The organism is Streptomyces poriticola (assembly GCF_036689765.1).
Lineage (GTDB): Bacteria > Actinomycetota > Actinomycetes > Streptomycetales > Streptomycetaceae > Streptomyces > Streptomyces poriticola.
The window spans coordinates 56,516-81,478 of the sequence record NZ_JBAGKH010000027.1; the positions used below are offsets into that span (position 1 = coordinate 56,516).

General features: G+C 71.6%; 19 protein-coding genes and 2 pseudogenes. 15 read left to right on the forward strand and 6 right to left on the reverse strand.

The window, feature by feature from the left end; translation table 11 throughout:
* Positions 1 to 17: 17 nt before the first annotated feature.
* The 3 genes from V5O46_RS25595 (at position 18) to V5O46_RS25605 (ending at position 3,112) form a co-directional block, all read left to right on the forward strand.
* A complete protein-coding gene (locus tag V5O46_RS25595; RefSeq protein WP_332887056.1) occupies positions 18 to 473 on the forward strand; it encodes a transglutaminaseTgpA domain-containing protein in 456 nt (151 codons plus the stop codon).
* 560 nt (positions 474 to 1,033) lie between these two features.
* Complete coding sequence (locus V5O46_RS25600) at positions 1,034 to 1,900, forward strand: hypothetical protein (protein WP_332887057.1); 867 nt, start codon at positions 1,034 to 1,036, stop codon at positions 1,898 to 1,900.
* Between the two features lie 198 nt (positions 1,901 to 2,098).
* Positions 2,099 to 3,112: an endonuclease/exonuclease/phosphatase family protein gene (locus V5O46_RS25605; RefSeq protein WP_332887058.1), complete on the forward strand. Its 1,014-nt coding sequence runs from the start codon at positions 2,099 to 2,101 to the stop codon at positions 3,110 to 3,112.
* 40 nt (positions 3,113 to 3,152) lie between these two features.
* Here the strand turns inward: V5O46_RS25605 and V5O46_RS25610 are convergent, their stop codons facing one another.
* Entirely contained in the window at positions 3,153 to 5,240 is a 2,088-nt protein-coding gene (locus tag V5O46_RS25610) for a PhoX family protein (RefSeq protein ID WP_332887059.1), read from the reverse strand.
* 279 nt (positions 5,241 to 5,519) lie between these two features.
* On the opposite strand from V5O46_RS25610, the gene V5O46_RS25615 reads away from it, so the two are divergent.
* The 3 genes from V5O46_RS25615 to V5O46_RS25625 all read left to right on the forward strand — a co-directional run bounded on the left by V5O46_RS25615 (position 5,520) and on the right by V5O46_RS25625 (position 9,413).
* Positions 5,520 to 7,022 (forward strand): VWA domain-containing protein, encoded by a 1,503-nt coding sequence (locus V5O46_RS25615; protein ID WP_332887060.1) that lies wholly within the window; start codon positions 5,520 to 5,522, stop codon positions 7,020 to 7,022.
* Between the two features lie 175 nt (positions 7,023 to 7,197).
* Positions 7,198 to 8,910: a methionine--tRNA ligase gene (gene metG, locus V5O46_RS25620; protein WP_332887061.1), complete on the forward strand. Its 1,713-nt coding sequence runs from the start codon at positions 7,198 to 7,200 to the stop codon at positions 8,908 to 8,910.
* Positions 8,911 to 9,047: 137 nt separating this feature from the next.
* A complete protein-coding gene (locus tag V5O46_RS25625) occupies positions 9,048 to 9,413 on the forward strand; it encodes a PH domain-containing protein (protein ID WP_332887062.1) in 366 nt (121 codons plus the stop codon).
* A 118-nt stretch (positions 9,414 to 9,531) separates the two neighbouring features.
* Here the strand turns inward: V5O46_RS25625 and aspS are convergent, their stop codons facing one another.
* Positions 9,532 to 11,295, reverse strand: coding sequence for an aspartate--tRNA ligase (gene aspS / locus V5O46_RS25630; protein ID WP_332887063.1), 1,764 nt, complete (start codon positions 11,293 to 11,295; stop codon positions 9,532 to 9,534).
* A 216-nt stretch (positions 11,296 to 11,511) separates the two neighbouring features.
* On the opposite strand from aspS, the gene V5O46_RS25635 reads away from it, so the two are divergent.
* Complete coding sequence (locus V5O46_RS25635) at positions 11,512 to 13,662, forward strand: SpoIIE family protein phosphatase (RefSeq protein ID WP_332887064.1); 2,151 nt, start codon at positions 11,512 to 11,514, stop codon at positions 13,660 to 13,662.
* Here V5O46_RS25635 and V5O46_RS25640 read toward each other — a convergent pair.
* On the reverse strand, positions 13,608 to 14,678 hold the full coding sequence (locus V5O46_RS25640) for an AI-2E family transporter (RefSeq protein WP_332887065.1): 1,071 nt from the start codon (positions 14,676 to 14,678) through the stop codon (positions 13,608 to 13,610). The genes V5O46_RS25635 and V5O46_RS25640 overlap by 55 nt on opposite strands.
* Before the next feature lie 283 nt (positions 14,679 to 14,961).
* Here V5O46_RS25640 and V5O46_RS25645 point away from each other — a divergent pair.
* Positions 14,962 to 15,090 (forward strand): annotated as a pseudogene (locus V5O46_RS25645) (DNA-binding protein); the annotation flags it as partial.
* Positions 15,091 to 15,217: 127 nt separating this feature from the next.
* On the opposite strand, the gene V5O46_RS25650 reads toward V5O46_RS25645, so the two are convergent.
* Entirely contained in the window at positions 15,218 to 16,189 is a 972-nt protein-coding gene (locus tag V5O46_RS25650; RefSeq protein WP_332887066.1) for a pirin family protein, read from the reverse strand.
* A gap of 146 nt (positions 16,190 to 16,335) precedes the next feature.
* Positions 16,336 to 16,803 (reverse strand): SseB family protein, encoded by a 468-nt coding sequence (locus V5O46_RS25655; protein WP_332887067.1) that lies wholly within the window; start codon positions 16,801 to 16,803, stop codon positions 16,336 to 16,338.
* Positions 16,804 to 16,974: 171 nt separating this feature from the next.
* Between V5O46_RS25655 and V5O46_RS25660 the strand changes: the two genes are divergently transcribed.
* From V5O46_RS25660 to V5O46_RS25670, 3 genes are all read left to right on the forward strand, one after another.
* Positions 16,975 to 17,103 carry a hypothetical protein gene (locus tag V5O46_RS25660; protein ID WP_332887068.1) on the forward strand — a complete coding sequence of 43 codons (129 nt, stop codon included), beginning with the start codon at positions 16,975 to 16,977 and terminating at the stop codon, positions 17,101 to 17,103.
* A 129-nt stretch (positions 17,104 to 17,232) separates the two neighbouring features.
* Positions 17,233 to 19,059 carry an acyl-CoA dehydrogenase gene (locus V5O46_RS25665; RefSeq protein ID WP_332887088.1) on the forward strand — a complete coding sequence of 609 codons (1,827 nt, stop codon included), beginning with the start codon at positions 17,233 to 17,235 and terminating at the stop codon, positions 19,057 to 19,059.
* 116 nt (positions 19,060 to 19,175) lie between these two features.
* Positions 19,176 to 21,440, forward strand: a complete 2,265-nt coding sequence (locus tag V5O46_RS25670) for a LuxR C-terminal-related transcriptional regulator (protein WP_332887069.1) — start codon at positions 19,176 to 19,178, stop codon at positions 21,438 to 21,440.
* 79 nt (positions 21,441 to 21,519) lie between these two features.
* Here V5O46_RS25670 and V5O46_RS25675 read toward each other — a convergent pair.
* Positions 21,520 to 21,857 (reverse strand): annotated as a pseudogene (locus V5O46_RS25675) (helix-turn-helix domain-containing protein); the annotation flags it as partial.
* 309 nt (positions 21,858 to 22,166) lie between these two features.
* Between V5O46_RS25675 and V5O46_RS25680 the strand changes: the two are divergent.
* Genes V5O46_RS25680 through V5O46_RS25695 form a run of 4 tightly spaced genes read left to right on the forward strand, consistent with a single transcriptional unit; the run spans position 22,167 to position 24,928 of the window.
* A complete protein-coding gene (locus V5O46_RS25680) occupies positions 22,167 to 23,561 on the forward strand; it encodes an ATP-binding protein (RefSeq protein ID WP_332887070.1) in 1,395 nt (464 codons plus the stop codon).
* Positions 23,558 to 23,992, forward strand: a complete 435-nt coding sequence (locus V5O46_RS25685) for a roadblock/LC7 domain-containing protein (protein ID WP_332887071.1) — start codon at positions 23,558 to 23,560, stop codon at positions 23,990 to 23,992. Before V5O46_RS25680 ends, V5O46_RS25685 begins: the two co-directional genes overlap by 4 nt.
* Positions 23,989 to 24,351, forward strand: coding sequence for a DUF742 domain-containing protein (locus V5O46_RS25690; protein WP_332887072.1), 363 nt, complete (start codon positions 23,989 to 23,991; stop codon positions 24,349 to 24,351). The genes V5O46_RS25685 and V5O46_RS25690 overlap by 4 nt, the downstream gene beginning before the upstream one ends.
* Positions 24,329 to 24,928 (forward strand): GTP-binding protein, encoded by a 600-nt coding sequence (locus V5O46_RS25695; RefSeq protein WP_332887073.1) that lies wholly within the window; start codon positions 24,329 to 24,331, stop codon positions 24,926 to 24,928. Before V5O46_RS25690 ends, V5O46_RS25695 begins: the two co-directional genes overlap by 23 nt.
* The last annotated feature ends 35 nt before the right edge of the window (positions 24,929 to 24,963 follow it).

Sequence of the window (24,963 nt, forward strand, 5' to 3'; positions counted from 1 at the left end):
GAGAGAGGAGTGCTGCCATGGCTCAGCTGGTACCGGCGTCCGGCCGTGCCCCGGCGATCCGCCGGGGCCAGGGCCCGCGGACACCCGACGTCTTCGGACCGGGCGTCCACCTGGTCGCGAAGTGGGCGTTGCCGGTGGTCCTCGGGCTGGTGTACGGCTACTGGGCGGCATCCAACCGGCGGGCCGGCGGGCCCATCACCGGGTGGAACCTGCTCTTCGGCTTTCTGACCGCGCTCGCGTTCGCGGTGGCGTACGTGGTCGTCCGGGAGGTGGCCTCGCGGCTGCGGCGGGAGCTGCACGCGGTGCTGTGGGCGGCGTTCGCCGGCTGTGCCTTCGGCTTCCTGTACAGCCAGACCGGCAGCAGCGTCCTGCTGTCGACGGGGCTGTCACTGCTGGTCGCGGCGGCCTTCTTCGCTGCGCTGTTCTACCGCTACTACACACACGAGGACGCGGCGGGCCACCGCACCGGCTGAGCCTCTGCTGCCTCCGGCCGGGCCGCCCGGCACCCCACCCGACCGGACCGGCCGGCCACCCGGACCGCCGGCCCGCTACCAGGAGGCCGGCCACCCGGACCGCCCGCCCCCTGGTAGCCGTCCGTCCGCCGCCCCTCGACCCACGCAGCACGGCAGCCGCCTGGCCCACCAGGGAACGACCCGGCCCGCGTACGACCCCGGGCTCGGCGGCGCGCCCAGCCCGGCGGGCACCGACCCGGCGCGCGCCCCGCGACGGCGCAGGCTCGCTCTCCCGATGACTCCGCCCGCCACGGCTGCCCCACCCGGCAGCGGCCCCGGCTCGGCCTCCCGGTGACCATCCGTCGGGCCGATCGACCCGTCCGGGCTCCGGTAGGGCCCCGGACAGCCGTCCGACGCGCGGCCCCGGCGCACGCACCACCGCGCCCGGCAGCCCGCCGGGAAGAAGGGAACCCCGGCCCCGCGGAGGGCGCCCGCCGCCGTTGCCCCGTCCGGTGCTCCGACACCCCCGGATGCAGTCGCCGCGCTCGCGGGGCGCGCCGGGCCGGGGGTTGCCTTGAGGCGTGTCCCACCGTCTGCGCAACACCCTGTCGGCCGCCCTCGTCGCCCTCGCCTGTCTGCTGGCGCCGTGCGGCACGCTCGCGGTGTGGGCGGTGCACGGACTGGGCGACACCGGCCGGTACGTCTCCGCGATGGCGCCGCTCGCCGCCGACCCGGATGTGCGGGACGCCGTCGCGGACACCGTGGGCAACGGGGTCGCCGACCAGCTGGCGCCGGGGCCGATGCACAGCAGCGTCCGCCCGTTCCTGCAGGACGCGGCGCGGTCGTTCACGGCGACCGAGGCCTTCCGCACCGGCTGGGACGCGGCGAACCGCACGGTGCACGGCGCCGTGCTGCGCGCCCTGCGGGACGACCGTGCGACCGGCCGCCCCGTCACCGTCGACCTGGCCCCCGTCACCGCCCGGGTCAAACACCGGCTCACCCGTGACCAGGTGCCGTTCGCCCGGCGCATCCCGGTGCGGCACACCGCGGTGACGGTGCTGCCGGCCGCGGAGACGGACCGGCTGAGGAAGGGGTACCGCGTGCTGGACCTCGCCGCGCTCTGGCTGCCGCTGGCGGCCGTCGTCTTCGCCCTCGCGGGCATCGCCCTGGCCGCCCGGAGGCGGCGCGCGCTCACCGCCGCCGGGCTCGGCACCGCGCTGGGCGGCGCGCTGCTCGCCGTCGCCGTGGTGATCGGGCGCCGGTTCACCCTCGCCGAGGTGCCGGGCACGGTGCACGCCCCGGCCGCCGGCGCGGTCTACGACGCCCTCACGGCCACCCTGCGCACCGCCGCGTGGCTGCTGGTCGCCCTCGGGCTGACCGTGGCCCTGGCCTCCTGGCTCACGTCCCGCACCGGCCCGGTACGGCGCCGCCGCCGACCGCGCATCTGATCCCACGGCCGACCGCCCGCCGGAGCCCGCACCGGCAAGTCCGCGGGAAGCCCGCGCGGACCCGTCCCCGGCACACCCGCGCGGCCGGCCCCGCCGGGGCGCCGGTAGCGGCCGGTCGCTGGAACCTTTCGGGCGTACCGGCCGTCCCTCAGGGGGGTCGGGGCGGCAGTCGGTATCTGCGAGCGAAGGGGCCGGGACTTGGACACGGACACCACGGCGGGCGCATGGCCGGCCCCGGGTGAGGCGCCCGGGCGCCGCCGGGGCGGGCGCAGGTTCGCCGCTTGGTGCGCCGCGCTGCTGTTCGCCGGGGTGAGCGTGGTCGTCGGCTTCCGGATCGCCGACAGCGACGGGGTCACCCCGGTCCCCCAGCTGCTCGCCTTCCTGCCGTGGCTGCTGGCCCCCACCGGCGCCGGGCTGCTGCTGACACTCGCGGCCCGCTGGTGGACGGGCGCGGTCTGGGGAGTCGCCCTGCTCGGACTGCTCGCCTGGTTCATCGAGCCGTACGGCAGAACCGGCGACCCGGTCGGACGTCCCGTGGCCGAGCTGCGGGTGCTGACCTCCAACGTCGAGTTCGGTCAGGGCACCGGCGCCCTGACCGACGCGGTCCGCCGCGAGAGACCCGACCTCGTCTTCGTTCAGGAGTGCGAGTACACCTGCGATGCGGCGCTCCGCCGCGATCTCGCGGAGGACTACCCCCACCGGCGGGCCGTCGAGGGCGGCGGCTCCGAGGGCTCCGTCATCCTCAGCCGCTTCCCGCTCGAGGGCACCGCCGGTGTCCCCGGCACCATGGGCATGCCCGGCGCCGTCGCCGACGTGGACGGCAGCCCCGTCCGCCTCCAGCTCGCGCACCCCATGCCACCCCTGCCCGACCAGCTCGGCCTGTGGCGCTCGGAGCTGGCCGCGCTGCGCGACGCCGCGGCCGGGAACCGCGGGACCGGCACGCCCCTCCTCCTCGCCGGCGACTTCAACGCCTCCCAGGACCACGCCGCCTTCCGGCGCATCCTGGACACCGGCCTGCGCGACGCGGCCCGGCTGGCCGGCGCCGACCGGACACCCACCTGGCCGTCCCGGACGGCACCGGCGTTCGGCGCACAGATCGACCATGTGTTGGTGTCGGAGGAGTTCTCGGCGCGCGACGTCCGATTCCTCGACCTCGCCGACACCGACCACCGGGCCGTCGTCGTCGACCTGACGCTGTACGGGCGCGACTGAGCGGCAGGCCGCGCCCGTACGGAGGCGTCGTACCCCCGGCTCAGACGCCGATGTGGCGGCAGTCCTCGCGCCAGACCACCACGACCGCCGGGCGCACGATCTTGCCGGGCCCGTCGGGCCAGGCGCTGGCCGGGTTCTCCACCGAGGCGCCGTCGACCTCGCCCGGGTGCTGCACGGCGACCAGCACCCGCCGGTCCTGGATGATCGGGCCGCAGGTCTCGGCGCCGTTCGGCACGGTCAGAAACTGCTTCAGCTCACCGCGCCGGGGGCCGCGCGTGGCCACGCCGAACAGGCCGTCGTGGCTGCCGAGCGCGTTGCCGTCGGTGGAGATCCAGAGGTTGCCGTGGTCGTCGAAGGCCACGTTGTCCGGGCAGGAGATCGGGCTGACCCGGTCCTTCGGGAAGCCCGCGAAGTAGGTGGCCGGGTCCTCCGGGTCGCCGGCGACCAGGAACAGCGACCAGGCGAACCGCGTGGCGTCCGCCCGGTTCCAGCGCTCGGTCAGCTCCAGGATGTGACCGTGCTTGTTGCTGTTGCGCGGGTTGGCCTCGTCGGGGCCCGCGTAGCCGGACCTGCCGCGGTTGGAGTTGTTGGTGAGGGCGACGTACACCTTGCCGGTCTTCGGCGAGGGCTCGATGTCCTCGGGGCGGTCCATCTTGGTGGCGCCGACCTTGTCACCGGCGAGCCGGGTGAAGACGCACACCTCCTCGGCCGTCATGCCCTCCACGTGGGAGACGGCGCCGTCCTCGGTGGCGGTGACCAGCGGGACCCACTCGCCACTGCCGTCGAACTCGCCGTCGCTGGGCAGCTTGCCGGTGCCGTCGATCTCGAACGACGGGGAGTCCCCGGAGAGCCTGGCGACGTACAGGGTGCCCTCGTCCAGCAGCGACAGGTTGTGCTCGCGGGCCCAGCGGGAGCTGCCGTGCCGCATCCGCTTGCTGCCGACGAACTTGTAGAAGTAGTCGAACCGCTCGTCGTCACCCGAGTAGACGACCGGGCGGCCGTCCCAGGTCATCCGCACGGTCGCGGCCTCGTGCTTGAAGCGGCCGAGCAGGGTGTGCTTGCGCGGGGTGGAGTCCGGGTCGTACGGGTCGAGCTCGACGACGTACCCGAAGCGGTGCACCTCGTTGGGCTCCTGGGCGACGTCGAAGCGCTTGTCGAAACGCTCCCACTTGCGCCCGGTGGCACCGGTGCCGATGCCGTAGCGCTTGTCGGTGGCGCTGGAGCCGTTGGCGAAGTACTGGTTGAAGTTCTCCTCGCCGTGCAGCGTGGTGCCCCACGGGGTGGTGCCGCCGGAGCAGTTGTTCAGCGTGCCGAGGACCTTTCGGCCGCTGCGGTCGGCGGAGGTCCTGACCAGGTCGGAGCCGGCAGCGGGGCCGGTGAGCCGGAACTCGGTGGTGGCCGTGACGCGCCGGTTGAGGCGGTGGCGGCGCACCGGCGTCAGCCGGCCGCTGCGGCGGTCCTCCTCCACCACCACGGCGCCCAGCCCGTGCGCGGCCCAGGCGATCTCGACCTGCTCCCGGGTGGGGTTGTCGGAGTCGTAGTCGCGGAACATCAGCATCTCGTCGGTGTACTCGTGGTTGGCGACGAGAAGCTGCCGGCCCCGCTCCCCGCGCAGCGGCAGCAGCGCGAGGAAGTCGACGTTGTAGCCGAACTGGCCGGCCTGGGCCTCTGCGGTCTGGTTCTCCGGGTCGAACTCGGGGGCGCCGCGCAGGATGGGCTCGCCCCAGCGGATCACGACGTCCTGGCGGTAGCCCTCCGGGACGACGACGGCGTCCTCGGTGTTGGGCGCCACGGGCGTGAACCGCAGCCCGCGGGCCCCGTCCCGTTTGGGCCCCCACCAGTCGTGTCCGTGGTCGCGTCCGGCCGCGGGGGCCGCCTGCGCCTCGGAGGCGCCCGCGACCGTGACCGCCCCGGCACCGGCCGCGGCGACGGTGACCACTGCGGCGGCGCGCATCATCGAGCGGCGGCTGAGGGCGCCGGCGATGACGTCACCGACGTATTCGTTGGTGCTGGTGTTGGGCACCTCGTGGAAGCAGGCGTCCCCACACCGGAACCGGCACGTCATGGCGGACCGGCCGCCAGGGTGCGATTCGGACGGCGTTCCGATCAACGGCAGCAGCTTGCGCACTGTTCTCTCCCCTTGGGTGCCCATGGTGACAGCGCGACCGTAGGGGCACATATGTGCGGCGGTCGGGCGCCTGAATGAACAGAAAGTGAACCACGCACAACCGCAGGCAAGTTGACCACCCAACCGGCGTGTCCTCCCAGGCAGGGCGGATACTCCCCTTGACGTGGGCGGTACGGATGTGCCAGACCGTGCCCAGGATCACCCGCCGGGGCCGCTAACCTTACGTGTCCGTCCTGGCCAGGGATTGACGGGCTACAACTCACGCGAAGGGTTGCGCACATGGGCATTCTCACTCTCCTGCGGAACGCGTTCGGACGGTCCCGCAAAGCACGGGCCGCCCAGGCCGAGGAGGCCACGCAGGAGACGGCACCCTCGCAGGAACGGGCCGCGGACCAGGAGCCGGCGGCCCCGGCACCGGCCGCCGACCCGGCACCGGCCACACCCCCGAGGGTTCCGTCCCAGCCCGCGGCGCCGGAGCCGTCCCCCGCCGCCCAGGTCCCGGAGCCGCGCCCGTCGAGGGATGAGCACGACCTGGTCTCGGCCGCTTTCGACAGGGTCGATGTCACGGTCCCGAAGCCGTCCTCGGGCCCGGACGCCCCGAAGCCGCGGCAGACCCGTGAGACGCCCCCGGACACGTCCCCGGAGCCGGAGCCGGCACCGGCCCCGGAGCCGACGGCGGCCCCTTCCTCCGCCGCGACGGCCCAGACCCCCGAGCAGACCCCGGAGCAGAAGCGGGAGCGCGATCAGGAGCAGGAGCAGGAGCAGGAGCGGGAGCAGGGACAGGAGCCTCAGTCAGCCCCCGCCCCCGCGCCGGACCCGCAGCCGCAGCCCAAGCTCCAGCCGGACCCGGACCCGCAGCCCAAGCCCCAGCCGGACCCGGACCCGGACCCCGACCCGCAGCCCAAGCCCCAGCCCCAGCCGGACCCGGACCCGGACCCGCAGCAGGAGGCCACCGAGCCTGCCGCCGAACCCGCGACCCAACCGGCCGCCGAACCGGCAGCCGCCGACGGCGATACCGCCCCACAGGGGCCGCCCGCACCCGACCACGCGTCCCGCACAGGTGGTGCGGGTGGGAATCCCGAAGGCGAAGCCGAGGCCCCGAACCCCGCCGACGCCACCCCCGTACTCACCCCCGCCCGCCTCCGCTCCCGGGCCCCGGGCCTGGCCACGGCCCACAAGGCGGCCGCCGCCGCACTGAAGAAACACGCCCTCACCGGCGCCCGCGCCAAGATCTACCTCGTCCTCGACCGCTCCGCCTCCATGCGCCCGTACTACAAGGACGGCTCCGCGCAGGCCCTCGCCGAGCAGACCCTCGCTCTCGCCGCCCACCTCGACCCGGACGCCACGGTGAACGTCGTCTTCTTCTCCACGGAACTGGACGGCACCGGTGAGCTGACCCTCTCCGACCACGAGAACAAGATCGACACCCTGCACGCCGGCCTCGGCAGGATGGGCCGGACCAGCTACCACGCCGCCGTGGCCGAGGTGATCGCCCTCCACGAGAAGACGCCCGACCCCGCCGCCCCGGCCCTGGTGGTGTTCCAGACCGACGGCGCCCCGGACGCCAAGACCCCCGCCACCCAGTCCCTCACGGACGCCGCGAAGAGCCACCCGTCCGTCCACTTCTCCTTCGTCGCGTTCGGCGACCCGGAGAACAAGGCGTTCGACTACCTCCGCAGGCTCAAGACGGGCAACACGACGTACTTCCTCGCCGGCGAGACCCCCCGCGAGCTGACCGACAAGGAGCTGTACGAGGGCATCCTCGCCTCCTGGCGCCCGTAGGCCCTCGCCCCGCACCCCACACCCCACCCCGGGCAGGCCGCCCGCTTCCCACCCCTCAGAACGGGAAGCGGGCGGCCCACCCCTGTCGGCTACGATTTCAAGGTTCGAAGAACGAATGACAGGCGCCCGGATCCGGCGCCGGTCACCCCACGTAGCGACTTGGGAGCAGCCCGCGATGGCTCGACACCTCATCACCAGCGCCCTTCCGTACATCAACGGGATCAAGCACCTGGGCAACATGGTGGGGTCCATGCTCCCGGCGGACGTCTACGCCCGCTATCTGCGCCAGCGCGGCCACGACGTCCTCTACATCTGCGCCACCGACGAGCACGGCACCCCTGCGGAGCTGGCCGCGAAGGAGCAGGGCATCGCGGTGGACGAGTTCTGCGCCCAGGCGCACGACGCCCAGAAGGCGATCTACGACGGCTTCGACCTGGCCTTCGACTACTTCGGCCGCAGCTCCTCCCCGCAGAACCACGAGATCACGCAGGAGATCGCCCGCGAGCTGAAGGCCAACGGGTTCATCGAGGAGCGCGCGATCCGCCAGGTGTACTCCAACACCGACGGCCGCTTCCTCCCGGACCGCTACATCGTCGGCACCTGCCCGCACTGCGGCTACGACAAGGCCCGCGGCGACCAGTGCGAGAACTGCACCCGCGTCCTGGACCCCACCGACCTCATCGACGCCCGCTCCGCGATCAGCGGCAGCAGCGACCTGGAGATCCGTGAGACCAAGCACCTCTTCCTCCTGCAGTCGGCGCTCGCCGGCGAGGTCGAGGCCTGGGTCGACGAGCGCGCCGACAACTGGCCGGTCCTCGCCTCCTCCATCGCCCGCAAGTGGCTCACCGAGGGGCTGCACGACCGCGCGATCACCCGCGACCTGGACTGGGGCGTCCCGGTCCCGGCGGACACCTGGCCGGACCTGGCGGCCGAGGGCAAGGTCTTCTACGTGTGGTTCGACGCCCCGATCGAGTACATCGGCGCGACCAAGGAGTGGGCCGACCAGGACCCGGAGAACCGGGACTGGCGCTCGTGGTGGTGGGAGTCGGACAAGGACGTCCGCTACACCCAGTTCATGGGCAAGGACAACGTCCCCTTCCACAGCGTGATGTTCCCGGCCACCCAGCTGGGCACCCGCGCCCCGTGGAAGAAGGTCGACGTCATCAAGGCGTTCAACTGGCTGAACTACTACGGTGGCAAGTTCTCCACGTCACAGCGCCGGGGCGTCTTCACCCACGACGCGCTCGAGGTGCTGCCCGCCGACTACTGGCGCTATTTCATGATGGCCAACGCCCCCGAGTCCGACGACGCGTCGTTCACCTGGGAGCACTTCACCGCCACGGTCAACAAGGACCTCGCCGACACCCTCGGCAACTTCGTCAACCGCGTCCTCTCCTTCTCCCGCAAGCGCTTCGGCGACGCGGTCCCGGCCGGCGGGGAGCCCGGCGAGGCGGAGCGGGTGCTCGGTGCGGAGATCGCCCGGCTGCTCGCGGAGTACGAGGAGCACATGGAGGCCATCCAGTTCCGCAAGGCCGCCGCGGCGCTGCGCGCCCTGTGGTCCGCGGGCAACTCCTACCTGGAGGAGAAGGCCCCCTGGCTGGAGATCAAGACCGACCAGGACGCCGCGGCCCTCACCCTGCGCACGGCGATGAACCTGATCCACCTGTACGCGGTGGTCTCGGAGCCCTTCATCCCGGCCACCGCGGCGGCGATGCGCGCGGCCTTCGACCTGCCCGGCTCCACGGCGACCTGGGTCACCGCCGAGGAGGCCCGCACCCTCGCCGAGGTCCCGGCCGGCACTCCGTTCACCGTTCCGCCGGTGCTGTTCGCCAAGCTGACGGACGACGACCTGGAGGCCTACAAGACCCGCTTCGGCGGCGCCGAGTAGCACCCGGACGGACCGGGGCGCTGTTCCCGGTCCGTTACCGCCCCGCCATGGACGCCCCGTCCGGTCAGTGAAGATCATGTGACCAGAACCGCAGGGCTTCGCCGACCGGCGAAGCCCCACAGATGGGGGGATCATCCATGGCACTGTTCGGCAACGCGCACAGCATCGACCCGGCCCAGGCGCAGCAGGAGTACGCCCGGCTGCTGGGTCAGGGCGAGCAGGTGCACGCCGCGTATCTGCTGATCCGCGACACGATCCTGTTCACCGACCGCCGGCTGATCCTGGTCGACAAGCAGGGCATCACCGGAAAGAAGGTGGAGTACCACTCCGTCCCGTACCGCAGCATCACCCATTTCGCCGTGGAGACGGCCGGCACCTTCGACCTCGACGCGGAGCTGAAGATCTGGCTCTCCGGCTCCCAGACCCCGATCCAGAAGACCTTCACCAAGGGCGTCGACATCTACGAGGTCCAGGCGATCCTCACCCAGTTCGTGGCGAAGTAGGAGGACCTCTCGTGGCGAGGCAGGGGAAACCCCGCCGACACACGCCAGGGGCCTGGCACCGGAGGTCACTCCGGTGCTAGGCCCCTGGCGTGTGTCGTGCTGCCCGGGATGCGGGCGGCTACTTCGGCTGCGGCTTGCGCACCGACAGGTGCAGCTCCTTCAGCCGGGCCTCGTCCAGCTCGGTCGGGGCGCCCATCATCAGGTCCTGTGCGTTGCCGTTGAGCGGGAAGGCGATCGTCTCGCGGATGTTGGGCTCGTCGGCCAGCAGCATCACGATGCGGTCGACACCGGGGGCGATACCGCCGTGCGGCGGGGCACCGAAGCGGAAGGCGCGCAGCATCCCGGCGAACTGCTCCTCGACGGTCTCCCGGTCGTACCCCGCGATCTCGAAGGCCTTGAGCATGATCTCCGGTTCGTGGTTCCGGATCGCGCCGGAGGACAGCTCGACGCCGTTGCAGACGATGTCGTACTGCCAGCCCAGGATGTCCAGCGGGTCCTGGGTCTGCAGGGCCTCCAGGCCGCCCTGCGGCATGGAGAACGGGTTGTGCGAGAAGTCGATCGCGCCGGTGTCCTCGTCCTTCTCGTACATCGGGAAGTCGACGATCCAGCAGAACCGGAAGACGTCCTCCTCGAAGTGCCCGGCGCGGCGGGCGGCCTCCACCCGCACCGCGCCCATGATCTTCGAGACCTCGTCGAACTCGCCCGCCCCGAAGAACACCGCATGGCCCGGCACCAGGCTGAGCCGCTCGGTGAGGACCTTGACGTTCTCCTCGGTGAGGAACTTGGCGATCGGGCCGGTCAGCGACCCGTCCTCGGCCACCCGCACCCAGGCCAGGCCCTTCGCACCGAGCGTGACGGCGAAGTCGCCGAGCTGGTCGAAGAACTTGCGGGGCTGGTCCTGGACGGCCGGGACCGGCAGCGCGCGGACGTGCTTGCCGGCGAACGCCTTGAACTCCGACCCCTCGAAGACATCGGTGATGTCCACCAGCTCCAGCTGGGCGCGCAGGTCCGGCTTGTCGGAGCCGTACTTCAGCATCGCCTCGCGGAACGGGATGCGGGGGAACGGGGAGGTCACATGGCGGCCGCCGCCGAACTCCTCGAACAGCTCGGTCATCAGCTTCTCGACCGGCTGGAAGACGTCCTCCTGCTCGACGAAACTCATCTCGACGTCGAGCTGGTAGAACTCGCCCGGCGAGCGGTCCGCACGCGCGTCCTCGTCACGGAAGCAGGGCGCGATCTGGAAGTAGCGGTCGAAACCGGAGATCATCAGCAGCTGCTTGAACTGCTGCGGAGCCTGCGGCAGGGCGTAGAACCGGCCCGGGTTCAGCCGGGAGGGGACGACGAAGTCGCGGGCACCCTCGGGGGAGGTGGCCGACAGGATCGGGGTCGCCATCTCGTTGAACCCGAGCGCCGTCATCTTATGACGGATGGCGCTGATCACCGCCGTACGCAGCATGATGTTGCGGTGCATGCGCTCGCGGCGCAGGTCCAGGAAGCGGTACTCCAGACGTCGCTCCTCGTTCACACCGTCCTCGGTGTTGATCGTGAAGGGCAGCGGCTGGGCGGCGCCGAGCAGCTCGACCTCGCCGACCTCGACCTCGATCTCACCGGTGGGCAGATCCGGGTTGACGTTCTCGGCACCACGGGAGACGACCTTGCCGTCGACACGGACCGTGGACTCCTTGGAGAGCCGGTCCAGCGCCTGGTAGGCCTCGGTGCCCGGCCGGGCGACGAGCTGGGTGATGCCGTAGTGATCGCGCAGATCGATGAAGAGGATGCCGCCCAGGTCGCGCCGATTGTGCAGCCAGCCACTCAGCCGGACGTCGGTGCCGACGTCAGAGGAGCGGAGCTCGCCGCAGGTGTGGGACCTGTACCGATGCATCGTCGTTCATCCAGTCTTCGCGGATCGGGGGCGGTGTCTCACGGTGCGTGTTTCACGTGAAACAACCCCAGCGTACCGGGCAGCCACGGCTCGGTTCCTCACCATTGACCGGCCGGCGGCCGTCACCGTGATCCGCGGGCAGCCGGTCCCGGCAACCGTGACCGGCTGCGCGGCGACCGGTGGCAGCGCCCGACGACCTCTTCTTACAGTGGGGAAATGCGCACTGGTGAGCCCCTGCCCGCCGTGGAGGACGTCCTCACCGCCCTCGCGACGGGCCTGTGGCACTGGGACACGGCCACCGGGCTCGTCAGCGTCGATGCGGAGGCCGCCCGGCTACTGGGCCTCCCCGCCCGTCCCGCGGCCCTCACCGAGGCCCAGGTGCGCGCCCGGTTGCACCCGGTCGACTGGAACGAGATCACCGGTGTGATCCGGCTCGCCGCCGCCGAGGGCACCCTCGCCGAGATCCGGGTCCGGATCATGGACGAGCTGGGTCATGTGATCGGCGTCGTGCGCAGCCGCTGCAAGCCCTCCTTCGACGACCGGACCAAGACCTACGAGCTGACCGGCACCATCCAGGAGATAGCCGAGCCGAGACCGGGCACGCCCGCCGGGCGCCGTACCGTCACCGGCGACTGGCGGCGGTCCCGCGAGGCGTTCCTGCTGGACGCGGGCCGGGCACTGGCCGAGGCCCGGTCGACGCAGGAGGTGCTCCGGGTCGCGGCGGGCCTGTCGATGCCCGGCTTCTCGCCCGACGGGCTCGCGGTCTTCGGCGTCGAGGGCGACCGGCTGACCATCATCGGCCACCACGGCCACCAGACCGGGGCCGAGGACCCGTTCACCCATATGTCCCTGGACACCGCCTATCCGGCCGCCGAGGTGGTCCGCACCGGCCGGGCCGTCTACCTGTCATCGCCCGAGCAGTACCGGTCCCGCTATCCGCTCACCTGGCCGCTGGCCGAGCGGTTCCGGCGGCAGTCCTGGGCCTTTCTGCCGCTGACCGTCGCGGGCCATCCGATGGGCGCCTGGATGGCCGCCTTCGCCTACCCGGTGGCGTTCACCCCGGACGAGCGGTCCGTGCTGACCACCGTGGCCCGGATGCTGGCCCAGGCGCTGTCCCGGGCCGGGGCCGCCGAGACCCAGCGGGAGCTCACCGACGGGCTCCAGCGCTCCATGCTGCCCGTACTGGGCCCCGAGATCCCCGGCATGAGCGTCGCCGCCCGCTATGTCCCCACCGGCGGCGGCCTTCAGGTGGGCGGCGACTGGTACGACATGATCTCGCTGCCCCGGGGCCGCTTCGCCCTCGTCATCGGCGACGTCCAGGGCCATGACGTACGGGCGGCCGGGCTGATGGGCCAGCTGCGTATCGCGCTGCGCGCCTACGCCTCCGAGGGCCACCGGCCGGACGCGGTGCTCTCCCGCGCCTCCCGGTTCTTCCACGACATCAGCGCCTCCGGCTCGGATGACGGCGACCCGCGGTTCGCAACCTGCTTCTACGTCGAGGTCGACCCCGCGACCGGGACCGTGGAGAGCGCCCGCGCCGGTCATCTGGACCCGGTGGTACGCATGGCGGACGGCACCGCGCTGATCCGGGCGACGCCCGGCGGACTGCCGCTGGGCATCGCCCCGGACTCCGACTTCCCGACCACCCGGCTGGCGCTGGAGCCCGGCGACACCCTGATGCTCTGCACGGACGGGCTGGTCGAGACCGGCGGCCACGATCTGCACAGCGGCTGGGACCGGCTGCGCGTCATCCTGGAGAGCCACGACGGCGACCTGGAGGAACTCGCCGACTCGCTGGTCCAGGCCGTGCACGGCCCCTCCTCGCACCACACCACCGGCCCGCTCGCCGACCGTCGCGAGGACGACATCGCGGTACTGCTGCTGCGCCGGGAGGACGAAGGATGCGGCTGCGGGGAGGGCATCACCGCCCGGACTCCCGTACGGCGCACGATGCTGTCCGTGGCACAGGCCGAGCCGGAGCGGATCGCCGCCGCCCGCCGTCACCTGGGCGACCTGCTGCACGACTGGCCCAGCGACGAGCAGCGGGACTCGGCGGTCCTGCTGCTCTCCGAGATGCTGACCAACGTGCTGGTCCACACCGACGCCGACGCACTGCTGGTCGCGGAGGTGACCGGGACCCCGGGCGAGCGGCGGATCCGGGTCGAGGTCAAGGACAGCGGCGACGACCTGCCGCACCGGCGCCGACCGGGGGAGATGGCGTCCTCCGGACGCGGCCTGATGCTGATCGAGCTGCTCGCCGACGCATGGGGGGTGGCCCCGCGTGGCCAGGGCAAGAGCATCTGGTTCGAGCTCTACGAGTCCGCGGGCCCGGGAGCGGACTCCGCGGGAGGATCCGCCGCCGCGTAACGGGCCTGCAGCTCGCGGACGACGCCGAAGGCTGCGGCGGTGAGCGGCACGGCGAGCAGCATGCCGAGGATGCCCGCCACCGACGCCCCGGCGGTGATCGCGAGCAGCACCACCACCGGGTGCATCTGCACCGTCCGGCTCTGGATCATCGGCTGGAGCACATGCCCCTCCAGGAGCTGCACGGCCAGTACCACCCCGAGTGCCCACAGCGCGATGACGAACCCGCGGTCGGCCAGCGCGACCAGCACCGCGACCGTCCCGGAGATGAAAGCGCCGAGATAGGGGATGTAGGCGCCGACGAAGACCAGCGCCCCAAGCCCGACCGCACCAGGCACCCGCAGGACGAGCAGCCCCACGGTGATGCAGAAGGCGTCGATCAGCGCGATCAGCGTGGTGCCCCGCATGAAGCCCTCGACGGCGCCGAAGGCCCGTCGCGCCATCGCCTCGGCCATGTCGGCGCCACTGCGCGGAACCAGCGCGCGCACGGTACCGACGGCCTGGTCGGAGTCGCGCAGGAAGAAGAAGACCAGCAGCAGCGCGAGCACGGCCATGGCGATGGTCTCGCCCACCACGCTGACCCCGCTGACGACCCCCGAGGCGGCGGTGGCACCGAACCTGCCCAGCAGCTCCCGGGCGTTGGACGCGAGGTCGTGCAGCGAGGTCCCGGCCGCCCCGAAGTGCTCGGCGACGTCCTCGGCCGCCGTCCGCAGCGAGGCGATGATCTGGTCACCGCTCTCGATCAGCGCGGCGACCACGATATAGACGGCCCCGCCGACCACCGCCACCACTGCGACACAGGTGATCCCCGCGGCCAGCGACCGCTGCACATGGGCCGCCACCAGCCGCCGGTGCAGCGGCCTCAGCAGCGCGGTACCCAGCAGCGCGAGCAGCGCGGGCGTCACGGCGGTGCGGAACTCCACGCAGAGCCGGATCCCGACATAGACGACACCGCTGGCGAGCAGCACGACGGCGCACCACGCGGCGAACCGCCGCACCGCCTCGGGAAGCAGCTGCATACGCCCAGCGGATCACGCGCCGGCCTGCGTGTCCTGCGGGGAGACCTGGTCAGGCGACAGCACGTCAGCGCGGTCCGCCCCGGCCCGGCACTGCTCTTCGGCGCCGCCGCGTGGTCGGCGTTCGTCGAGGGCGTGAAGGCCTGACGCGGTCGACAGAATCGATGCGTCTGTCCACTTTCAGGTGAACATTCTTGCTGTGGACGTGAGTTGCTCCTCGCGCAGCTACGTTCCGACGCGGGGGTGACGCTCGACGGACGAGCAGAGCAACACGCGCAAGGACGCGATCGACATCGACGACTTCGTGTTCGCGGCCACCGGGGCGCGGGTGCGGAGGCCGACGATGCCGGACGGGACGCACTGGTTTCCCGCGGCAGACGTACTCGAAGAGCTGGGGTCGAGACATGAACGTCGTCGACCTCCAGGGTCTGATCCGGTCCACGTGCTTCCGTAGCCACCCACAGGACCGACAGGACAGGCCCGAAGCCGCAACTCGAACTTGCGGCTTCGGGCCTTGTCGTACCGTACCGCCTCCGCGGTCCCTACAGGCCGTCCTCCGACATGCCGTGCACGGCCGGGATCTTCCCCAGCCGCCCCTTCTGGAAGTCCTCGAAGGCCTGCATCAGCTCGTCCCTGGTGTTCATCACGAACGGGCCGTAGTGGGCCATCGGCTCCCGGATCGGCCGACCGCCCAGCAGGACGACCTCCAGGTCCGGGGTGTGGGCGTCCTGCTTGTCGTCGGCCCGCACGGTCAGGGAACCGCCCGCACCGAAGACCGCCGTCCGGCCCAGCTGGACCGGGTGGCGCTCCGCACCCACCGCGCCCCGCCCCGCCAGGACGTAGGCGAGGCCGTTGAAGTCCTCCCGCCACGGCAGGGTGATCTCGGCGCCCGGCGCGAGGGTCGCGTGGATCATCGTGATCGGGGTGTGGGTGATGCCGGGACCGGCGTGGCCGTCCAGCTCGCCCGCGATGACGCGCAGGAGCGCGCCGCCGTCGGGGGTGGTGAGCAGCTGGACACTGCCACCCCGGATGTCCTGGTACCGCGGCGCCATCATCTTGTCCCTGGCCGGCAGGTTCACCCACAGCTGCAGGCCGTGGAAGAGACCGCCCGAGACGACCAGGTGCTCCGGCGGCGCCTCGATGTGCAGCAGGCCCGATCCGGCCGTCATCCACTGGGTGTCCCCGTTGGTGATGGTGCCGCCACCGCCGGTGGAGTCCTGGTGGTCGAAGACGCCGTCGATGATGTAGGTGACGGTCTCGAAGCCGCGGTGCGGATGCCAGGGAGTCCCCTTCGGCTCCCCGGGCTGATACTCCACCTCACCCATCTGATCCATCATGATGAACGGGTCGAGATGGCGGTAGTTGATCCCGGCGAACGCGCGGCGCACCGGGAAGCCCTCGCCCTCGAAACCGCTGGGTGCGGTCGTGACAGCGAGCACGGGACGTGCCACGGCGTCGGCGGGCGCGGTCACACGGGGCAGCGTCAACGGGTTCTCGACGGTCACTGCAGGCATGTCGGTACCTCCTAGGCTGCGCCCAGTTTAGTTGAGTATTGAACTTCTCGCCATCTGCAACAGAGAAAGCCCGGAGGGCATTCCCTCCGGGCTCGTCGGTCTTCCGCTCGGCAGCGGTGGCAGCCAGCCGTGCGTCCCGCGCGCAGCTAGCCGTACATCCTGCGCATCGCGAAGTCGACCATCTCCTCGACGGCCTTCGCGTCGAACACCATCCGGTGCTCGCCCTCCATGTCCAGGACGAAGCCGTAGCCGGTCGGCAACAGGTCGATCACCTCGGCGCCGGTGATCACGAAGTACTTGGACTCCTTGCCCGCGTAGCGGCGGAGCTCCTTCAGCGAGGTGAACATCGGGATCACCGGCTGCTGGGTGTTGTGCAGGGCGAGGAAGCCGGGGTTCTCACCGCGCGGGCAGTAGACCTTCGACGTGGCGAAGATCTGCTGGAAGTCCTCCGCGGCCACCTGCCCGGTGGTGAAGGCACGGACCGCGTCCGCGAGCGAGGGCGGGGACGGCTCCGGGTAGGCCGGCGACTGCTGCTGCCCGTAGCCGCCGGACATCGGCTGCTGCGGCGGGGCGTACTGCCCCTGGGGACCCGCGGTCTGGTCGTAGCCGTACATGAGCGCAAGCGTACCGAGGACCGGGACGCGCCCCACCCCTCCCGGCCGATTCGCGGGCGGCACCCTGGCCGTCCACGGCGGGCGCGTTCTGAGCAGGCCGGGCGAAGTCCGCCGCGGTTCGGAGGCGCCCCGAAGGGGCACGGGGAACTGCGCGCGGATCACGGACGGAGCGTGACGAATCTGCGTCCGCCGCCCCCGGAGAGCGACGGATTCTTCCGGGACGGGTACGAGCAGCAGCCGGCGCGGGTGCAGGGCAGCCTCGAGGAGGGTTACAGCGCGTCACTGATGGTTCCGGTGTGACCTGTCACAGATGACCGGATCGGGGTTGCTTCTTATTACCGACGGGTAGCATCATCGTAGTTACTTGTTGGTACGTGAAACAGGAGCGAGGAGTCAGTGCCTCGCCGATCTCTCAACGGAGCCGTCGCCATGGGGCACTACAAGTCGAATCTCCGCGACATCGAGTTCAACCTCTTCGAGGTACTCGGCCGCGACAAGCTGTACGGCACCGGCCCGTTCGCGGAGATGGACGTCGACACCGCCAAGAGCATCCTGGAGGAGCTGACCCGCCTCTCGGAGAACGAGCTGGCCGAGTCCTTCGCCGACGCCGACCGCAACCCCCCGGTCTTCGACCCGGAGACCAACACCGCGCCGGTCCCCGAGTCCTTCAGGAAGAGCTACCAGGCCTTCATGGACTCCGAGTACTGGCGCCTCGGCCTGCCCGAGGGCATCGGCGGCACCACCGCCCCGCCGTCGCTGATCTGGTCCTACGCGGAGCTGATCCTTGGCGCCAACCCGGCGGTGTGGATGTACTCCTCCGGCCCGGCGTTCGCCGGGATCCTCCACGAGGAGGGCAACGAGGTCCAGAAGAAGATCGCCCAGATCGCCGTCGAGAAGCAGTGGGGCTCCACCATGGTCCTCACCGAGCCGGACGCCGGCTCGGACGTGGGCGCCGGCCGCACCAAGGCCGTGCAGCAGGAGGACGGCTCCTGGCACATCGAAGGCGTGAAGCGCTTCATCACCTCCGGTGAGCACGACATGTCGGAGAACATCCTCCACTACGTGCTGGCCCGCCCCGAAGGCGCCGGTCCCGGCACCAAGGGCCTGTCCCTCTTCCTCGTCCCGAAGTACCTCTTCGACTTCGAGACCGGCGAGCTGGGCGAGCGCAACGGCGCCTACGCCACCAACGTCGAGCACAAGATGGGCCTGAAGGCGTCCAACACCTGCGAGATGACCTTCGGCGACCGGCACCCCGCCAAGGGCTGGCTGATCGGCGACAAGCACGAGGGCATCCGCCAGATGTTCCGCATCATCGAGTTCGCCCGCATGATGGTCGGGACGAAGGCGATCTCCACGCTGTCGACGGGCTACCTCAACGCGCTGGAGTACGCCAAGGAGCGCGTCCAGGGCCCGGACCTGGCCAACTTCATGGACAAGACCGCGCCCAAGGTCACCATCACCCACCACCCCGACGTCCGCCGCTCGCTGATGACGCAGAAGGCCTACGCCGAGGGCATGCGGGCGCTGGTGCTGTACACCGCCTCGGTGCAGGACGCCATCGCCGTCAAGGAGGCGAACGGCGAGGACGCGTCCACCGAGCACGCGCTCAACGACCTGCTGCTGCCGGTCGTCAAGGGCTACGGCTCCGAGAAGGGCTACGAGCAGCTCGCCCAGTCGCTGCAGACCTTCGGCGGCTCCGGCTTCCTGCAGGAGTACCCGATCGAGCAGTACATCCGGGACTCCAAGATCGACACCCTGTACGAGGGCACCACGGCGATCCAGGGCCAGGACTACTTCTTCCGGAAGATCGTCCGCAACCAGGGCGCCGCGCTGAACTCGCTCGCCGAGGACATCAAGAAGTTCCTCGCCCTCGGCACCGGCGGCGAGGAGCTCTCCGGCGCCCGCGAGCAGCTCGCCAAGGCCGCCGTCGAGCTGGAGTCGCTGGTCGGCCTGATGCTCACCGACCTCGCTGCCACCGAGCAGGACGTCAAGAACATCTACAAGGTCGGTCTCAACACCACCCGCCTGCTGATGGCCTCCGGTGACGTGATCGTCGGCTACCTGCTGCTCAAGGGTGCCGCGGTCGCCGCCGAGAAGCTGCCGACCGCCGCCGGCAAGGACAAGGCCTTCTACACCGGCAAGATCGCCGCGGCGAAGTTCTTCGCGGCCAACGTCCTGCCCGGCGTCACCCTGGCCCGCAAGGTCGCCGAGGGCGTCGAGCTGGACCTGATGGAGCTGGACGAGGCGGCGTTCTGAGCGTCTCCCGGCCCTCCCGCCCGTAGGCGACCCGTGAGCGGGCCGTTCCCGGACCTTCCGTCCGGGGGCGGCCCGCTCCGCGCGTTCCTATGCTGGACAGCGGAAGGGAACCGCACATGGGTACCGCGCCACGGCGATCCCGGCCCCCAGGCGGCCCGTCAGGCGACGGCGCACCCGCAGCCGGTCCGTCCCACGACCGGAAGACCGCCGCCCGGAAGGCCACCGCCGAGGACGCCACCGCCGAGGGCTCCGCAGCCGGCGACTCCGCCGCCCGGAAGGCCACCGCCCGCGACGCCGCCGCCCGGGACGCCTGGGCCGACGCCTACCACGTCCTGAGCGCCCTGCCGCCCGGCACGCTCACCCCCGACGACCTCTGTCTGCTCGCCGACGCCGCATGGTGGACCGGGCACCCCGACGAGTCCGTCGCCGCCCGTGCCCAGGCGTACTCCGGCTACGCGCGGACCGGCGCCGAGCGGCCCGCCGGGCACGCCGCCTGGATGCTGTTCTACGACAACCGCGACATCGGACGCCCCGGTGCCGCGAGCGGCTGGCTGCACCGCGCCCGGCAGCACCTGGACGCCCTGCCCGAATGCCTCGAGCAGTGCTACACCGCCTGGAGCGACGCCGAGGAGGCCTCGGAACGCGGCGACGTGCCCGCCGCGCTGGCCGCCGCCCGGCGGATGTCGGCGATCGCCCGCGCCCACGGCGACCGTGATCCGCCCGCGGGCCGCGATCTGCTCGCCATGAGCCACCAGGTGCACGCCGGCGTCCTGCTCGACCACGGCCGCACCGCCGAGGGGCTGGCCCGGCTCGACGACGCCATGTGCTCGGTCACCGCGGGCGAGCTGAGCTCGCTGTTCACCGGATGGATCTACTGCCTCGCCCTCACCCGGTGCATGGCAGCCGCCGACCTCGGGCGGGCCGTCGAGTGGAGCGAGGCCGCGATGCGCTGGTGCGCCGACCGCTCCGCCGACGACCCGTTCCGGGGGCTGTGCCGGGTCCACCGGGTGCAGGTCCTCGATCTGCGCGGCGACTGGCCGGGCGCCGCCGCCGAGGCACTCCGGGTGTGCGCGGAGACGGGCCCCCACGACGCCGGGATCAGCGGCGAGGCGCACTACATCGCCGGCGACATCCACCGGCGGCGCGGTGACTCGGCGGCGGCGGAGACGGAGTACGCCCGCGCACACGCCCTGGGCCGCACCCCGCAGCCCGGTCTCGCCCTGCTGCGGCTCGCCGAGGGCCGGGCCGACCAGGCCGCCGCCGCGCTGCGCCTCGCCCTCACCGACGAGTTCGACGGCACCGGCCCGGCAGGGCCCTTCGGCACGGCCCAGCTGCTGGCCGCCCTGGTCGAGGTGGAACTGGCGGTCGGCAACGCCCGGGCGGCCCGCGTGGCGGTGGGCGAGCTGGAGCGGCTCGCGGGCACGGGTCCGTCGAGTGTGGGCGCGGCGGGCGCACGGGGCACGGGGACCGCACCGAGCACGGCCGACCCGGGCTCGGTGGACGCGCGCACCGGGGGCTCGGAGGACGCAGATCTCGCGGGCAGCGACCACGTGGGTACGGCCCGCTCGGAGAACGCGAGCGCGGCGAGCGCCGGTGGCACAGCCCAGGGGGGCGCGACCCACCCGAAGAACACCGGCCAGGCAGGCACCGGAAGCACAGGGCACGCGGGGGCGGCCCGCCCGAAGAACACCGGCGCAGAAGGCACCGGAGGTACTGGACACGTGGGTGCGGCACGCTCGGCCGGCACGGACGCAGTGGGCGACGGGCCGTCGCGTGCGGTGGGAGCGGACACGGGCACCGTGGGTCCGTCGGATGCCGTACCCGCGGATCCGTCGGGCGCCCGGGACGCTGATGGCGCGGGGCCCCCGCTGCTGCACGCCCTCGCCGACACCGCCCGCGGGGCACTCGCCCTCGCCGAGCTCCGCCCGGACGCCACCACCTCGCCGCAGCAGGCCCGCCGACCGCTGTGCCGGGCGCTCGCGGCCTGGCTGGAGCTGGGTGTGCCGTACGAGGCGGCGCGGGTCAGGATGCTGCTCGCCGCTGCCGACCGGGCCGCCGGTGACCAGGAGGGCATGGTGCTGGAGCTGCGGGCGGCGCACGCGGCGTTCACCGCGCTGGGCTCGGACCCGGAGGCCCGCCGCGCCGCCGCACTGCTCTCCCGGGCCGAGGCACACGACCAGGCCCTGCCCGCCGGGCTGTCACCCCGCGAGGCGCAGGTGCTGCGCCTGGTCGCGGCCGGCCGGACCAACCGCGAGATCGCGGCCGAACTCTGCATCAGCGAGCACACCGTCGCCCGGCACCTGAACAACATGTTCACCAAACTCGGGGTCGGCTCCCGAGCCGCCGCGACCGCCTTCGCCTGCACCCACGACCTGGCCTGAGAGCCGGCTGACGGCACCGAGAACGAGGCACGGTTCCTGGACCGTTCGCGGACGCGTTCGCGGGCGGTCGAAGTACGCGTCAGCTGACCCGGAGACCCACCGCCGGCGTCGGTTCAAGGCCCCGGTGTGGCGATGCCAGACCCGGAAACAGCTCCCGCAGCTGCGACATCCGGTACCGGACTGTCCGGGGATCGACGAACAACGCCGCCGCCCCTCGTCCCGCCTGCCCTGCTGCAGCAGCCACGACCGCAGCGTCTCCTCCAGCCGTCGTCCGGTCGCGGCGGGCAAGGTCCGCAACGGTGCGAGGGCTCGGGCCCGAAGGTCTGCGAACGCGTTCGCATCGGCGCTGAGCACCAGCTCGGGCAGGTGATCCTCGGTGTCGCGGATTTCGGAGGAGAGGGAGCGCGCGCGTGCGGCGTGCGTAGGCGGGTGCAGCTTCCCTGTCCGGTTGACGGATACAGCGACCGCGGCAACGGACAGTTACCAGGCAGTAGCACATTGTTGAGTTCGATTTGTTACCCAGGGCCCTTGAGGCCACCCCTCGGACACAGGATGATCGATCACTCCTGCGCTCCCTTTGTGAGGATGCGGGGGCTCCCTGGCCTACCAGCGCCACGGTGCGTGCCCGGCAGGGCCGATCGAAATCCGATGGGCTCCGACAGAGCCGGCTTGCCTCTTGTCCCGTTTCCTCCGGATGCGCCTCTCCTTCCCCCGTTCGAGGATCTGATGACACAACACATACAGGGGGCGGTGATCTGGTGCCTCGCCATGGCCGCACTCGTCGCGCTGTTGCTGCTGATACGCCAGTACCGGATCACCGCCTCCCTCCGTCGTCTGCTGAGGCTGAGCGAGGCCGACGTAATCGCCCATGAGGCCGAGATGCTGCATCTCGCCGAGGCCCGGCTCCCTGCGATGCTGCAGGCATCCCGCGATACCGGTGCCACACCGGAGCCCGGTCCACTCGACGCGGGATTCGCCGAAACGGCGTACGGAAAGAGCCTGCAGAGGGTGGTCGACCAGTTCTCCGGCGCCGGGGAGGCCGCACAGTCGCGGGCGGACAAGTCCGCGAAGACCACGCTGAAGGCGACGATGCGCGTGCTGCAGGCCCTGGCCAGTGAGCAGCAGTTGTCGATCTCGGAGATGCAAGGCCGCCACGACAACCCCGATGTGCTCCAGGACCTCCTGGAGGTCGATCACGCCAACGCGCAGTTCGGGCGGAGAGCACAGGCCGTCGCCGTCCTCTGCGGCTCGTGGCCCGGACGCCAGCGGGCGGCGTCTGCGCTGCTGGAGGTGGTGCGCGGCGCGACGTCGAGGATCCGGGACTACCGACGCGTCAAGGTTCACTGCCGGGTGGACATGGACGTGGTGAGCCGGGCTGTGGAGCCGGTGGTCCTGGCGGTTGCGGAGCTGTTGGACAACGCGGCCCGGCACTCCCAGCCCAACACCACGGTTGAAGTGACCATCCAGGCAGCCCACAACGGCGTCAGCATCGTCGTCGACGATGCCGGTATCGGCCTGGACGCTCGCGAGACCGAGGAAGCCGCGCGACGTCTGTCCGGAGAGGACGTCGACATCCACCGGCTCGGCGACCCACCGCGGTTCGGCTTCGCCGTGATCGGCGTCCTTGCCGCCCGGTACGGTTTCCGTGTCTCCGTCGACACCCAGTCGCCCTACGGCGGCGTGCGAGCCGTGCTCTTCCTGCCCAACGCCCTCCTCAACCGGGTGCGCTTCATGGGGCCTCCGATCCCCGTGCGGGAAGCCGAGACCCCGCCTGTCTCCGCCCCGTCTTCCACCGCCCGGCCCGAGGCCCCGACCGCCGGTGACCCGGCCGGCCTCCCGGGCCCCGCCGCCGAGACAGCCGCCCGCCTCCAGGCATCCGGGGAGCCGTCCGCTTTCTCCGACGAGGGGGCCGTGGCGTCGGCCGGCGCGGGCGTACTGCCCAGGCGCCGCAGGCGCACACCACTGCACCAGGAGCCCGGTGACAGCGGGGCTCCGGCGCCCGCCGGTCCCGCGCTCGCCCGCCCTGCCGCCGAGACCGCTTCCCGTATGGGCGCATTCGCCCGCGGTACGCGTTCCGGCCGTGACGCATCCACCGACAGCGAAGGGAACGCCGAGAAATGACCGGCCACATGACCAACGAACTCGGGTGGATGCTCGATGAGGTGCTGAAGATCCCCGAGGCCCGCCACGCGATCCTGCTCTCCGCGGACGGCATGCTCCGCGCGCACTCGAAGGACTTCGACCGCGACGAGGCCGAGCGGCAGGCCGCGGCACTGTGCGGGCTGCAGTCGATCAGTCGGAGTACGGCCGAGTTCTGCGCACAGGCTTCCTCGCCGTGGCAGCAGACATTGATCGAATTCGTCGACGGGTACGTCTTCCTGGTGGCAGCCGGCTCGGGCGCGTACCTGGCCGTGTCCGCCGGCCAGGACGTCGACATGGAATCCGTCACCTTCAGCATGCACAAACTGGTCGACCGACTGGGCAAGGAGCTGACGTCTCTGCCCCGGCTGACCTCCGCGGCCGGCGCGTCAGACAGCACTGGTACGCAATGACCCCGCCTCGACCGGGGCGGGACAGGGGGCTGGTACGGCCGTACGTCGTCACAGAGGGCCGCGCTCATCCGAGCCGCAACACGGTGGACCTGGTCACACTGGTCACGGCGGTGCTCGGGCGCCCGGTGAGCGGGCTCAATCCGGAGAAGCTGCGGGTCATGCAACTGTGCGCGGGAGGAGCTCTGTCGGTCGCCGAAGTGGCCGCCCACCTCTCGCTTGCGGTGAGCGTCACCAAGGTCTTGCTCTGCGACCTCATCGACAGCGGCCACCTCAGCGCGCGTCCCCCCATCCCTCAGGCACAACGTCCAGACGCTCAGCTCCTGCAGGAGGTGCTCCTTGGGCTCCGTTCCCGTCTCTGACCCGTCGTACGTGGCTGACACCGTCACCACCACGGTCAAGATCCTCGTCGTCGGCCATTTCGCCGTCGGCAAGACCACGTTCGTCGGAACACTCTCCGAGATCCGTCCCCTGCGCACCGAAGAGACGATGACGCAGGCCGGCGAACTCGTCGACGACCTGGAGGGGGCTCCCGACAAGACGACGACGACCGTGGCGATGGACTTCGGCCGCCTGACACTCAGTGAGTCCCTGGTGCTTTACCTGTTCGGCGCCCCGGGGCAAAGACGTTTCGCCAGATTGTGGGAGGACATGCTGCACGGAGCACTCGGTGCCCTGGTGCTCGCCGACACCCGACGGCTGGACCAGTCCTTCGACATCATGGGGCTGCTGGAGGAACGCGGCGTACCGTATGCGGTCGCCGTCAACCGATTCGAGGGCGCGCCGGTCTTCTCGGTGGCCGACATCCGCGAGGCCCTCGACCTGCTTCCGGAAACCCCCCTGGTGGCGTGCGACGCGCGGGAAGCCACGTCCTCGACCGGAGCGCTGATCTCCCTCGTCGAATACCTGCAGACTCGAATCTCCGGGGAGAAGCGATGACACCACACCGGAACACATCCTCTGCGGTGACTCCT

Coding starts and splice junctions, on each gene's coding strand:
- V5O46_RS25625 (WP_332887062.1), top strand. CDS start 9,048: ATGGCACTGTTCGGCAACGCGCACAGCATCGACCCGGCCCAGGCGCAG.
- V5O46_RS25655 (WP_332887067.1), bottom strand. CDS start 16,803: ATGTACGGCTACGACCAGACCGCGGGTCCCCAGGGGCAGTACGCCCCG.
- metG (WP_332887061.1), top strand. CDS start 7,198: ATGGCTCGACACCTCATCACCAGCGCCCTTCCGTACATCAACGGGATC.
- V5O46_RS25690 (WP_332887072.1), top strand. CDS start 23,989: ATGACCCCGCCTCGACCGGGGCGGGACAGGGGGCTGGTACGGCCGTAC.
- V5O46_RS25680 (WP_332887070.1), top strand. CDS start 22,167: ATGACACAACACATACAGGGGGCGGTGATCTGGTGCCTCGCCATGGCC.
- V5O46_RS25685 (WP_332887071.1), top strand. CDS start 23,558: ATGACCGGCCACATGACCAACGAACTCGGGTGGATGCTCGATGAGGTG.
- V5O46_RS25670 (WP_332887069.1), top strand. CDS start 19,176: ATGGGTACCGCGCCACGGCGATCCCGGCCCCCAGGCGGCCCGTCAGGC.
- V5O46_RS25595 (WP_332887056.1), top strand. CDS start 18: ATGGCTCAGCTGGTACCGGCGTCCGGCCGTGCCCCGGCGATCCGCCGG.
- V5O46_RS25665 (WP_332887088.1), top strand. CDS start 17,233: ATGGGGCACTACAAGTCGAATCTCCGCGACATCGAGTTCAACCTCTTC.
- V5O46_RS25640 (WP_332887065.1), bottom strand. CDS start 14,678: ATGCAGCTGCTTCCCGAGGCGGTGCGGCGGTTCGCCGCGTGGTGCGCC.
- V5O46_RS25650 (WP_332887066.1), bottom strand. CDS start 16,189: ATGCCTGCAGTGACCGTCGAGAACCCGTTGACGCTGCCCCGTGTGACC.
- aspS (WP_332887063.1), bottom strand. CDS start 11,295: ATGCATCGGTACAGGTCCCACACCTGCGGCGAGCTCCGCTCCTCTGAC.
- V5O46_RS25615 (WP_332887060.1), top strand. CDS start 5,520: ATGGGCATTCTCACTCTCCTGCGGAACGCGTTCGGACGGTCCCGCAAA.
- V5O46_RS25635 (WP_332887064.1), top strand. CDS start 11,512: ATGCGCACTGGTGAGCCCCTGCCCGCCGTGGAGGACGTCCTCACCGCC.